We start from the raw sequence: 13,259 nt of genomic DNA, 5'->3' as shown, positions 1-13,259 counted from the left end.
ATCGTATTTTGTTTGTTTTTCTTTATTTAAACATCCGTTTCAACTCTTCCAGCGTGATTTTTCCTTCCATATACACCACGGTCACCTCCATCTTCTTGCTGCTGCCAGGAGCTACCGCAGCATTCCGATAAAACAGATAGCGGTAGTTATCGTCCTGTGCCGGAAAGCAGTAGAAACCGTAGTACAGCCTCTTCCCGACCTTACCCACTTCCTTGTCGACTGCGGTTTGGGCATCCAAGCCTACCAATGCCTCTATCTCTTCCGACACAACCGGTTCATCGGTTATCGTCAGGCTGCGGAAAAGTGTAAGATGATATTTTTTCAATTCCCTTCCTTTGATAAGGACCTCCACGGCCTGTTTATCGTGCTTGAAGCGACTCCCAAACAAGTCTTCCACATGCATTCCTTTCTGTGCACACACGGGCAGCACAGCCAGCAGGCACATCCATAGTATAATCCTTCGTCTTATCATATCGTCTTCTCCTATTATTCTATTCATTCCTTGTCAACCGATTCCGTTTCTCCCTCTTCCAGCGTCTGGAATATATCCGACAACTGACTCTGAACTGTTTCTTCGGAAGAGCGGTGACTCACCTTTTCTATCGACTTCAGGGCTTCGGAAAGCACCACTTCCTTGTCGGTACAGCGCTGTCCGTTGATGTAAGCCACACATACATCTGCACTTTCCGTCAACTGCCAGGCAGTGGTCAGTACGATGAGACCTGCCACTGCTGCCGCCGCATAATACCGCAACCGCATGCCTCGTGTGCGCCGCCTGCCATATAGGGCACGTCCGGTAGCGGCATACCCCATCACGGCACGAAGTTCATCGAATTCCTTGACTTGCGCGGCAGGAGTAGCCAGAAAGCGTGCCAGCGCTTCCTCCTCGGCCTCTGTTGTTTCAGCCTCGAAATAACGTCTGGCCAGTTCTTTCCATTGTGGGATAGTACGTTCGTATTTTTTCATCGTTCCATCTGTTTTAAATAACATTCTCTGATTTCCTTTCTCGCCCTCGACAGTTGCATACGTACTGCCGGTTCTTGCATACCCAGTATATCGGCTATTTCATTGTATTTTCTCCCTTCATACTCTTTCATCCGCAAAATCTGTTGCTGAAGCGGTGTCAACCTCTGTGCAATGATACGTTCCACCGCACGGAAACGTTCTTCTTTCTCCAGAATCTCGTCAGCCGAATCAGTCACAGATTCGTCCCGGCGTTCGTCCAGTTCCACCGTAGGCAGATGCTCCTTTTTACGCAGGACGTCAATGCACAGGTTCTTCACCGTAGCAACCGTAAGAGCTTCTGCCTCTTCGCGCGAGTCAATCCGGTCTGCATGTTTCCACAAGCGGAAGAAAGCCTCCTGCAATGCGTCATCGGCATCCTCTCTATTGGGAAGAAAACGCATTGCCAATCTGAGAAAATTCTTTCTCAAATCAGTGAAGGTCGATGTCAGTGTCTCTTTGCTCATGCTTCTTAAATCGGTCGTACAAGTTGTTTTCAAAAAGGTAAACGTAAAACTATATCTTTTGTAACAGAAGAAAGACAAAATCCTATCATTTTCCCAAGATAAATTGAGAACTGACAAGAGATGAAAAGGCAGAAGCAACGGAATAAACCCCTCCAAGAAGTCTATACTCCCGTCAAACTGCCATTTTCATTGTGCTCTTAGGCTAAAAACGCAATTCTGTCAGTCCATACTGACAGGCAAAAGTGACAATTTGTCAGCACCAACTACCTAGGTTGATTTACATCAATAAAACAAGAGGAAAATAAAATTATATGCTTTAAAACATGTTTTTCAAAAAAAAGGCATTACCTTTGCAGTGTAATAAAACGAACGAAGGAACCCGAAAGGGTACCGGAAGGAAAGGATAAAAAGATTAAGGATAACAAAAACAAAAGACAAAGCTTCGAAAGGTCCTCTGTGAAGAGCACCCGGAAAAACTAAACTAGAATTATTATATAGGTACTAACCAAAAAGCAAATGAAAGGGTAATAGTTATGAAAAAGGTAACAAAGATTCTAAACAAAATTGCAAATGCAGATCCGATGATCTGGGGGTACGTCATGTTGAGTGAAAACACTCACACGAAGTAACCCGCTGCCGATGACCGGCGGATTATTATTGATTTGAAACAAACAGACTCATATAGAAAGTCCGGAAATCAGTTTTCTGACCTGTTCAGAAAAGTTGGTTTCCGGACTTTTTTTATGTCTTTGTATACGCTCTTCAACGAAGAGGCTGTAACTTCACAATCTCTCCCAATTCAGGAAGGATGACTGCCATGCCGCGTTTCTTGGCTTCTGCGGCAAACACATGAGGCGGGTCGAACAACGGTTCGTCCGAAAGGTCGAACGTACCATAGTGCATGGGGATGGTCACCCGTGCACCCAAATCGGCCGAAGCAGTCAGGGCATCATACGGAGAGATATGATTGGGCTTCATGAACCAGCGCGGCTTATAGGCCCCTATTCCAATCATACAATAGTCTATATGAGGAAAGAAACCTGCAATTTCTTTAAAATGATGTGCATAGCCGGTATCTCCACTGTTGTAGATGGTAATGCCACCTCCCTGAATCATGAACGATCCCCACAAACGCTCCCCTCCGTCGCTCACTCCACGTTTGCTCCAATGCTGAGCGGGAAGAAAAGTGAGACGGAGATCTCCGTCGACATATTGTTCATACCAGGCTGCCTCAATCACTTCAAGAGAAGGGAACCAGCCTTTAATCAGGGCCCCGGTATTCAGTCCACAAAACAACTTCAGACGAGGATTATCAGCCACCAGACGGGCTACGCTAGGCTTGTCCAAGTGGTCAAAATGGTCATGGCTAATCAGCAGGTAATCAATGTCCCGAAAGATAGAAGGATCGGCCGGAAACTGACTGCGCCGTTTGACAAACGGAATACTCCCGTATACGGGATCAATCATCAGACGCTTGCCGCCCAGTTGCAAAAAAAAAGAATTATGCCCCAGCCAGATTAAGGAGTTACCCACCACTCTTTCCAAAGAAGTGAGATAATGTACTTTCGGATTCCACTTGATGGTCCGCTTTTCCTTCCGCTGAGGATTGGGAGAAAAACGCCATTTCAGCACACTCCCTACACCGGGCTTCCAACGATGCTGGCGGTTAAAGAATTTTCCGTTCACAGTTGGATTCCCTCTCCAATGAGGATGTATGCTCCGCAAACCTTCGTTGCGACGAAATGTAATCCGTTCTCCCATTATTCCACGATTAACGTTCCAGCAAGTCTTTCAAGAATGCATCCAGTTCTTCGTCCAGTCCTTTCAGCAATTCATCATTCAGCAACAAGGTTTCTTCATCGTCCACCAGCAGCAGCTCGGCCACCGTTTCCTTTTCCTCATCCACCAATACAAATGAATAAGGCTTCATCAGACTTAGCTTTTCCAGAAGACCTGTTGCCTTCAAGGCTTCCAGTTCGGCACGGAGAATCGGTTCGACTACAGCATAGAAGTCATCACTATCATACTCCACCCATTCATTGATGATTGTACGTGCAAGCACCTTGTCGTCATCGTCGTAAATCACCAGCTCTCCACTTTCCGAATTCGGTTGCAGATGAATGTCTGTAACGACAGACTCCTCTCCTCCCGATACATATCGGCAAAGAGCTTCTTTCAGAGCAGAAGTTATTGCAACACGTGATTGTTCACTCATTTCCATAGGCTATATCTTTTATCTGTACTCAAATGTACAAAAAAAATAAATCGAACAAGAAAATATTAATTGAATTTGTAGCTAAAACGCCCCATTTGCAGGTTCAGAAGCTGACAATCCTTAGCCCGGTCCTTCAAAACAGTGGAGTAAAATACCGCCGCACGTTCTTCAGACGAACCCGGAGAAGCACTTTTTTGGGCTTTCTCTATCCAGGAAACCGCTTCTTGCATCTGTCCCTGCACCTCACATGCCAAGGCCATATTGAAGGCCGCACGTGATTTCAATTTTCCTTTCTTGACCGAATCATACAGATTCTTCCAGATACGACCGGCCTCTTCCCAGTCTCCTTCCCGCAAAGAAACCGCCGCATCACGCATATCCGGATTGCCACCGTCAAAATAAATACGCTCCACATTCTTCCAATGGGGTACCAACTGGTTGACCAGTGTATAAGCTGCATGAGTGGAAGCATCGTTCACCACGTCGTAGTCTGACAACAAAGGGCTCAAATCCCACAACAAACTGTCGACTTTATTCAACGTCACCACAGGCATCAAGCGAGACGGAATATAAGCACGTACCACCGGACGAATCTTCAAACTGAGTGCAGTCATAGGGACAAACCCCGGATAATAAATTTCTTTTTTTTCGGTCAACAACTGAATGCGGTCGATTGAGACAATCATATCAGCTCCCAGAACCTGACTCAGACTGTCGACCACAGACCTGGGAAGCAACTCTCCTCCACTCTGTTCCTGTGCAAGCACTGAATCGGAAATAATTACCTGATTGAAATAGCGACTGTCGGCCAAACCTCCGGCCAGGCCCTCCGCCAGTACCTTCCCATCTCCGTCAATCCGACCCAAGGTAAGCAAAGTCTTCTTCGGAGAAGGGATAGATGGAGCATGATTCACCACCGCTACCGTACGCACTTGTTCAGGAAAAGTAGCCTCTGCCGGATAAAGTTGATCGAAAGCAAAAGGCTGCACCCCTCCGCATGAAACCATCACAGCTGCTACCAGCAACATTCCAATCCATCTATATTTTTTCATAAATCTGCAACGTTTTTGGTTTGAAAACAAAAGTAATAAATAAAAAAGACACGGGTTCCATCGTGCCTACAGATTATTCTAAATTAATGAATAAAATCTGTAAAAACGACAGAACCCGTGCGTATTAATGGAATTCAATACTCAATCAAGCATTTTTCCCGTGACAGTTTTTGTATTTCAAACCGCTACCACAAGGACATGGATCATTCCGCCCTACTGTTTTTTCCGCACGATAAGGCTCCTGTTTCTGTTCGCGGGTATCACGTCCGGCTGCTTCACTCTGATCCGGATCGTTCAAATCCTGCTTTTCCTCACGGTATTGCTGACGGGGAGTCTGAGGTTCAGGAGCTGCTTCGCGCACCTGTTCCGGTTCCTGTACCGGAATCTGTCCACGCATCAATACAGAGATGGTATTGTTATTAATCTTATTGACCATGTTGTCAAACAGATTAACAGATTCGAGTTTGAAAATCAACAGCGGATCTTTCTGTTCGTAGCTAGCATTCTGTACAGAGTGTTTCAGTTCATCCAACTCACGCAAGTTTTCTTTCCATGCATCGTCAATCGTATGCAGCAGAATCGCTTTTTCAAAAGCTTTCACGATTTCCTTTGATTCACTTTCGTAAGCAGCTTTCAGATTTACAGAGATATTATACATCCGCTTGCCGTCGGTGATAGGAATCATGATGTTCTCATACATGTGACCTTGTGCCTCATATACCTGCTTGATGACCGGATTGGCAATCTGAGCCATGCGTTCCGTTTTACGTTTGAAGAGTGCCATGGCATTTTGGAACGTCTGTTCTGCCAGGTCATCCTTCTTCTTCGAACGGAAGTCCTCTTCTGTAAACGGAGTTTCCATAGCCAGTACCTGCAGAATCTCCATCTGCGCATCCTCATAAGTAGGCTGCTGTACCGCATTGCAGCAACGATCCCAAATCATGTCTACAATATCCATTCCGATACGTTCTCCCATTAAGGCATGACGACGTTTGGTATATACTACCGTACGCTGCTTGTTCATCACGTCATCGTATTCCAGCAAACGCTTACGGATACCGAAGTTGTTTTCTTCTACCTTCTTCTGGGCACGCTCGATAGAGTTGGAAATCATCTTGTGTTCAATCATTTCGCCCTCCTTGAAGCCCAGCTTATCCATTACTTTCGCAATACGGTCGGATGAGAACAAACGCATCAGGTCGTCTTCCAGTGACACGAAGAATACAGAAGATCCCGGGTCTCCCTGACGTCCGGCACGACCACGCAACTGACGGTCTACACGACGTGACTCGTGACGTTCCGTACCGATGATGGCCAAACCACCCGCAGCTTTCACTTCCGGACTCAACTTGATATCGGTACCACGACCGGCCATGTTAGTGGCAATGGTTACTGTAGAGCTCTGACCGGCTTTTGCGACAATTTCCGCTTCTTTCTGATGCAGTTTCGCATTCAATACGTTGTGCGGAATCTTACGCATGGTCAGCATCTTACTCAACATTTCAGAGATTTCGACAGAAGTCGTACCTACCAGTACCGGACGACCAGCCTGTACCATCTTCTCGATTTCCTCGATAACGGCTTTATATTTCTCACGTTTGGTTTTATAAACGCGGTCGTTCATATCAATACGGGCAATCGGACGGTTTGTCGGAATTACCACGACATCCAATTTATAGATATCCCAGAACTCACCAGCTTCTGTTTCGGCCGTACCGGTCATACCCGACAACTTGTGGTACATACGGAAGTAGTTCTGCAATGTAATGGTAGCAAATGTCTGAGTAGCAGCTTCCACCTTCACTCCTTCCTTCGCTTCCACAGCCTGATGCAGACCGTCGCTCCAACGACGACCTTCCATGATACGTCCAGTCTGTTCGTCCACAATCTTCACTTGTCCGTCCATCACCACATAATCGGTATCCTTTTCGAACATAGTGTAAGCTTTCAACAACTGATTGATGGTATGCACGCGTTCTGCCTTGATGGCATAATTGGTCATCAGTTCGTCTTTCTTAGCCAGACGTTCTTCATCAGAAAGACCTTTCTGATTTTCCAGTTCAGACAGCTGAGCAGCGATGTCCGGAAGAACAAACAGGGTCGGGTCTTGTGAGTTACCCGTAATCAAGTCTACACCCTTATCAGTCAAATCTACACTCTTCAGTTTTTCATCAATGACGAAATACAACGGCTCTACCGCTTCCGGCATACGCTTGTTGTTCTGCTCCATGTAGATTTCTTCCGTCTTCAACATACCAGCCTTGATACCCGGTTCACTCAGGAACTTAATCAGCGGCTTATTCTTCGGCAATGCCTTATGGCTACGGAACAATGCCAGGAAACCAGCCTCCTGATCTTCTTTCTTATCGGAAGCAATCAACCGCTTTGCATCGGCCAGATATTGAGTCGCCAGTTTACGCTGAGCTTCCACCAGACGTTCTACCAGCGGACGAAGTACTTCGAACAACTGCTGGTCGCCTTTAGGTACCGGACCTGAAATAATCAACGGGGTACGGGCATCATCAATCAACACAGAGTCGACCTCATCGACAATGGCATAATTATGTTTACGCTGCACCAAGTCTTTCGGAGAAATCGCCATGTTATCACGCAGATAATCGAAACCAAACTCGTTGTTGGTACCGAAAGTGATATCTGCCATATACGCACGACGACGTGCTTCAGAGTTAGGCTGATGCTTATCGATACAATCCACGCTCAGTCCATGGAACATATACAACGGGCCCATCCATTCAGAGTCACGCTTAGCCAGGTAATCATTGACTGTAACCACATGTACGCCATTTCCTGTCAGTGCATTCAAGAATACCGGAAGAGTAGCCACCAAGGTCTTACCTTCACCAGTAGCCATTTCCGCAATCTTACCCTGATGCAGAACGACTCCACCAAACAACTGCACATCGTAGTGAATCATGTTCCAGGTCATTTCATTTCCACCTGCTTTCCAATGATTCTTCCAGATGGCCTTGTCGCCTTCAATACGGACAAAGTCACGTCCCTGAGCCGCCAGTTCACGGTCGAAATCTGTTGCGGTCACTTCCAGTTCCTCGTTTTCGGCCAAACGGCGAGCTGTATCCTTCACAATAGCAAACGCAGTGGGAAGGATTTCATTCAATGCCTTTTCATATTTATCCAGCACTTCCTTCTCCAGCTTATCAATCTGAGAGAAAATCGCTTCACGCTTTTCCAAGTCAGTGGCTTCGATAGTGGCCTTCAAGTCCTCTATCTTCTTGTTTTCTTCTGCGGCAGAATCCTTGATGTATTTTTTCAATTCTTCTGTCTTCGCACGAAGTTCGTCGTTTGTCAACTTGGAAATCTCCGGGTAAACGGCTTTTACTTTTTCCACCCACGGCTGAATTTCTTTCATGTCACGAGTTGCTTTGTTGCCGAACAGCTTGCTTATAAATTCATTAAATCCCATTGTATATTTCTTTTTATTATTTTCAAATGAAGTTTTTTTAATCTCAACGGTGCAAAGATAACCAAATTGCGAGTTATCCGCCCCCTTCGTCATCATATTTATTTACGAATATTAATCATTGGAGCTGTAGAGCAAGCATTCGGCGCCCTTATTCGCATAAAATGAGCCACCGTAGGAACGATTGACGTTATTTTTACTGGAGAATAAAGAATTTCAGGCTTTACGTCATATCCCATGAAAATCAGAGGCGATGAGACATAAGCTTCACGAACGACCTCCACTTTTTGGGAATATTCATTTACCACCGACCATCCAGGCATCACCTCTACGTAAATATCCCCTGAACAGTTCGGATTATAGGTGTTTCGAATCTTTTCAATTTTCGGAGTCCACGCCCCCAGCAACAAACGCTGAGCAGAATAAGCATTCTGTACCCCACTCATCTGCACAACAAATTCTGAGGCACGCGTCATTACTTCCACCAAATTCAGCTTCCGCTCTTCAATCAACTTATGATTCAAGTAAATCTGGCGGTCATAATAAGTTTCCACATACTGACCCTGACCATAAATCGCCATCAAATACATATTCAGCAATGCAGCACATCGCTTGATATAAAATTCTCCACCTGGAATCTTATACTGTACAGGATCGGCGGGTTCAGGATCGGTATATCCAGTTGAAGTAATGAAAAACAGCGTATTACGAAGTCCGACCTTTCGATCAATCAGATCCAGCAAATCACCCAAACTGTTGTCCAAACGGACATACATATCCTGAATTTCCATGCCATACTCCGAATTGGGTTTATGGTCATAATTTCCGGCATAATAAGACAATGTCAACAAATCCGGCACTCCATCCCGGCCTACCTGCGTACCACTCAAACAGGCATTTACCAGTCGGTTCACTTCATCATTCACATAGGGACTCGTCTTAAACTTTTTATATTTTTCCAGACGCTCATCCGAAAAGTTATGTTTAAAGTTGAGCTGTTTATTCTCCGTAGTGATATATTGATAAGAAGTAACCGGAAGATAGGGAAGCCATTCTACACTGTTAATCCGAAAATCGAGCCCCTCCTTGTCATTATAGCTGCTTACCCATGCAGGAAAGTCACCATAATAAGTCGTTCCACCCCATTTACCGGTTTCATCGTTCAACCAGAAGGCTCCATCGGCCGCATGACCGGCTGCAAGTACAGCCATTTCACGTGTAGGTGCAATAGAATATACTTCAGCCCTTCCTTGAGTGGCCACCTTTAATTCATCCGACAAGGTAGAACATTGCAACAACTTGGCTGAAGAACTTTCTGAAGTATAAACGCCCATAAAGTTCGGGTCGTCTACCGATTTCACAATTCGCAAAGTGTTCCGGTCCATCCACCGATTGGCAGGAATTCCATTATAATAAGGTGTAGTTCCGGTGTAGATAGAAGCTGTAGCCGAAGAACGGTCTACATTAATGAAATCATACTCTGCATCGGCATATATACGTCCCTCTTTCCATAAACGCTTAAAGCCTCTTTCCCCATACAATGCAGAAAAAGCCTCAATGTAATCTGCCCGTAACTGGTCGATTGTTAATCCTACCACCAGACGCGGAGCCGCAGAGGGAGTCTGAGACTGCATTCCCGTAATGACAAATACGGTCAATAAAGATGTCAGTATGCGTTCTTTCATTATTTTTTATTCAATACTAATACATGGCTTGCAGCATTTACCAGCAAACCGAGTGCCAAAGGTAATACTGTTAAATTAAAATCTTGTGGTGAAAACGGAACAAACAGCATAAAAAGTGTTAAATACACCAGATTACAGAGGTGATATGCGTCTTTTTTATGTTTTATATCCCTATACACCATAAAAGGAAGGTATAATAACGGAACAGGATTAAACAAAATCAGCAGCCAGTTTGTCCCCACGGTCGGATGAGAGGATACGAAAAAAAGAAAAGCAATGATGCAGCCCGCTATCCCTTGTGCCGCATACAATACAATGTCCCATCCCCAGAAAACAGACTTTCGTTTCCATTGCACATAACCTATTACCACATTAAGGATTAAGAACAGGATGGCAGCCCCCATCGGAGTAATCCAATAAGAAGAAGCCACGGACGGTTCCACATCCACGATTTTATCCTCCCGCAAGACCAGTGGACGCCGTTCTCCATTGGCTTCTTGTATATATGCCCCCTCCGCAAAATAGCGCATATAAAAAGGAGAAAACATCTGCTTCCGGATATCCACCGGCTTATCGGCTTCGGCTCCCAGGCACAAGTCAATACCCAGCTGATCCCACGGAGAGTCCTGGGTAAACTCATGCACAATCCCCCGGAATGTCTTTATCCAATCGACGGAAGGGTAGATGACTTTCCCTTGAATACTATTTTCTATTTGGTCGCGCGCCCGGGTGGTACAGTTGTCATAAAAATAATTGTAACGATATATTCGGTTTTCCGGAAGATAATTTTCTTCCAGCAACTCTAGCAACTTCAATTTCTCCGGCTGCCTCAAATTCAATACCTGTTGATAAACCGAGGATCCTCTCAATGCATATTCCGATTCAAAATAAGGATAAGGCATAATGCCCAACTGATAATCTGTCTCTCCCTTTATGAAACGATAAACAAAATTAGGAGTATTGAAACTGAACATCCCATAATTAAAAACCAGGTCGACCCCACGAGAGAAATTCTGGTAACGAATTGCAGTGTGCCCGAAAAGTTCATAGATTTCATTTCCCGGTGCACAAGTCAGCAAACTGAACTGGATGCTGTCCGCCCGAAAAGATTCTACCATACTTTGCCGGCCCGATTCCGTAGCCTTTACAGGCAGAACAGTACACACCACACCCAAAATCCACAAAAGAAAGATAAATTTCCGTTTCATAATTCATATAATCATCTGTCCAGCATCCGGAAGCCTACCTTCCAAAGTCTGAATAATTCATAATATCCTTTTTCCGCATGCAAAAATACATTGATTCTCCCACAAGAACGAAATAAATAATCAGTTTTATGAGTGGAGATATTTAAATTTTACGTTACTTTGCAAACAAAATAAACGAGGAAAAAGTGAATTTAGTAATTGATATCGGCAATACTGTAGCAAAACTGGCAGTATTCGATGGTGATAAGGTGGTGGAAGTTTTAAGGGGATCCAATCATTCCTTGGACTGGCTGTCGATGTTATGCAACAAATACCCCATTCAAAGAGGAATCATCGCATCGGTCATTACTCTCAGCAATACCATCCGCCGTCAACTGGCTGGAGTTCCATTTGAAATCATTGAACTTAACCATTTGACCCCTGTCCCCATCCGTAATTTATACAAAACTCCTGAGACCTTGGGAATGGACCGTCTGGCTGCTGTTGTCGGAGCCAATTATCTGTCGCCGGGAAGGAATTTGCTTGTAGTAGATGCAGGTACTGCCCTCACCTATGAATTCATCGATGCAGAAGGAAATTATCTGGGAGGCAACATTTCACCGGGCATCTACACCCGGTTCAAGACCCTAAATGCCTGCTGCGACAAACTCCCTCTCATCGAAAGGAAAGGGGAAACTCCAGAATTCGGCTACGATACAGAAACTGCAATCCGCTCTGGAGTCATCAAAGGAATAGAATTTGAAATAATTGGCTATATCACTCTTCTGCAAAAGAAATATCCCGACCTTTTGGTTTTTTTAACTGGAGGAGATAAATTTTCTTTTGATACAAATTTAAAAAGTATCATCTTTGCAGATAGATTTTTAGTATTGAAAGGTTTAAATAGAATATTGAATTATAATGTCAAGTAAAAAGATACTCATTGGTTCTTGGCTCCTAGCAAGCTCTACAGTCGTATGTGCGCAAATAAGCACAAACTCACCTTACACGCGTTATGGACTGGGTGACATGTTTGATCAGAGCTTCACAAACAATGCCGCCATGGGAGGAGTAGGCTATGCCCTCCGCACCAGCGAACATATAAATGCCATGAACCCTGCGTCTTATACAGCCGTAGACTCTCTCTCTTTCATTTTTGATGCCGGAATGTCATTGAAAAGTTCGAACTTTCAGGAAGGAAAATACAAATCGAATGCCAAAAACTCCAGCTTTGACTATCTAGCCATGCAATTCAGACTGCATCCCAAACTGGCCATGACAATCGGATATACTCCTTTCTCGACAGTGGGATACAATTTCACCCGCACCAAAGAAATAGGAAACAACAACGACGTCACCATTTCCAATAATTTTTATGGAGACGGAGGATTACAACAAATCTTTGGCGGACTTGGATTCAAGATTCTTGACAACCTCTCCATCGGAGCCAACTTCGGATACTTGTATGGCAAATTGAATTACCAGACTGCCGCCACCCTCAGCAACGGAGGTGACCAAACTATTACATACAACAGCCTGTCGGTAAGCAGTTATAATGCCACTTTTGGCATCCAATATACGCAACCCATCCGAAAGGAAGACTGGCTGACTCTGGGAGTTACATACAGCTTAGGACACGTGCTTAACGGTCATGACACGCAAGGCACACAGATTACGAATGGAACCAGCTACTCGGTTGTAAATGAAGAACAAATCAATGATTCTTACGGTATACCTCATATATATGGTGTCGGACTTGCGTGGAAGCACAAGAAAAATTTAACCGTTGAAATGGATTACACATTCCAGAAATGGGAAGGAGTGAAATACAACAACCGCACAGATATGTATCAGAACCGTTCCAAAGTCTCTTTGGGAGCGGAATTCATGCCGAAAGAATTCGGACGGAATTATTTCAGCCGCATCCGCTACAGAGCAGGACTTTACTATACGAATTCCAATCTGCGGATACCGATGTCGGCTAATTCTCAGAACATGATAGAAGGCCCTAAGGAATACGGAGTCAACTTCGGATTGGGCTTGCCGTTAAAACTCTACCAGCGGAATACCGTATTGAGCATTACAGGACAATATGTTCATGCAGCCACTGACGTAAGTGACATGCTTTCTGAAAACCGTTTTGTACTGAAAATCGGATTGACTTTCAATGAACACTGGTTCATGAAGTGGAGAGTAAATTAATGAGAAAAAT

At 44.6% G+C, this 13,259-nt stretch carries 11 protein-coding genes; 2 read left to right on the top strand and 9 right to left on the bottom strand.

The window, feature by feature from the left end; genetic code table 11:
* Positions 1 to 22 precede the first annotated feature (22 nt).
* The 9 genes from OCV81_RS07905 to lnb form a co-directional block, all read right to left on the bottom strand.
* A complete protein-coding gene (locus OCV81_RS07905) occupies positions 23 to 472 on the bottom strand; it encodes a DUF6108 family protein (protein WP_262640278.1) in 450 nt (149 codons plus the stop codon).
* A 23-nt stretch (positions 473 to 495) separates the two neighbouring features.
* Positions 496 to 966, bottom strand: a complete 471-nt coding sequence (locus OCV81_RS07900) for a hypothetical protein (protein WP_148329562.1) — start codon at positions 964 to 966, stop codon at positions 496 to 498.
* Positions 963 to 1,469: an RNA polymerase sigma factor gene (locus OCV81_RS07895; protein ID WP_148329561.1), complete on the bottom strand. Its 507-nt coding sequence runs from the start codon at positions 1,467 to 1,469 to the stop codon at positions 963 to 965. The genes OCV81_RS07900 and OCV81_RS07895 overlap by 4 nt, the downstream gene beginning before the upstream one ends.
* Positions 1,470 to 2,231: 762 nt before the next feature.
* Positions 2,232 to 3,230, bottom strand: coding sequence for an MBL fold metallo-hydrolase (locus tag OCV81_RS07890; protein WP_148329560.1), 999 nt, complete (start codon positions 3,228 to 3,230; stop codon positions 2,232 to 2,234).
* Between the two features lie 10 nt (positions 3,231 to 3,240).
* Positions 3,241 to 3,690 (bottom strand): hypothetical protein, encoded by a 450-nt coding sequence (locus tag OCV81_RS07885; protein ID WP_148329559.1) that lies wholly within the window; start codon positions 3,688 to 3,690, stop codon positions 3,241 to 3,243.
* 59 nt (positions 3,691 to 3,749) lie between these two features.
* A complete protein-coding gene (locus tag OCV81_RS07880; RefSeq protein ID WP_148329558.1) occupies positions 3,750 to 4,736 on the bottom strand; it encodes a DUF6340 family protein in 987 nt (328 codons plus the stop codon).
* A gap of 145 nt (positions 4,737 to 4,881) precedes the next feature.
* A complete protein-coding gene (gene secA, locus OCV81_RS07875; protein ID WP_148329557.1) occupies positions 4,882 to 8,178 on the bottom strand; it encodes a preprotein translocase subunit SecA in 3,297 nt (1,098 codons plus the stop codon).
* Between the two features lie 98 nt (positions 8,179 to 8,276).
* Entirely contained in the window at positions 8,277 to 9,860 is a 1,584-nt protein-coding gene (locus OCV81_RS07870; RefSeq protein WP_148329556.1) for an alkaline phosphatase family protein, read from the bottom strand.
* Positions 9,860 to 11,068, bottom strand: coding sequence for a lipoprotein N-acyltransferase Lnb (gene lnb / locus OCV81_RS07865; RefSeq protein ID WP_148329555.1), 1,209 nt, complete (start codon positions 11,066 to 11,068; stop codon positions 9,860 to 9,862). The genes OCV81_RS07870 and lnb overlap by 1 nt, the downstream gene beginning before the upstream one ends.
* 185 nt (positions 11,069 to 11,253) lie before the next feature.
* Between lnb and OCV81_RS07860 the strand changes: the two genes are divergently transcribed.
* Both OCV81_RS07860 and OCV81_RS07855 read left to right on the top strand, forming a co-directional pair.
* Positions 11,254 to 11,979: a type III pantothenate kinase gene (locus OCV81_RS07860; RefSeq protein ID WP_022354051.1), complete on the top strand. Its 726-nt coding sequence runs from the start codon at positions 11,254 to 11,256 to the stop codon at positions 11,977 to 11,979.
* Between the two features lie 97 nt (positions 11,980 to 12,076).
* Positions 12,077 to 13,249, top strand: coding sequence for a hypothetical protein (locus OCV81_RS07855; RefSeq protein WP_262640277.1), 1,173 nt, complete (start codon positions 12,077 to 12,079; stop codon positions 13,247 to 13,249).
* Positions 13,250 to 13,259: the final 10 nt, after the last annotated feature.

It is taken from the genome of Phocaeicola fibrisolvens (assembly GCF_025567125.1).
Classification (GTDB): Bacteria; Bacteroidota; Bacteroidia; order Bacteroidales; family Bacteroidaceae; genus Phocaeicola; species Phocaeicola fibrisolvens.
Note: the sequence above shows the minus strand (reverse complement) of the source record. Positions and strands in the feature narration are given on the sequence as shown.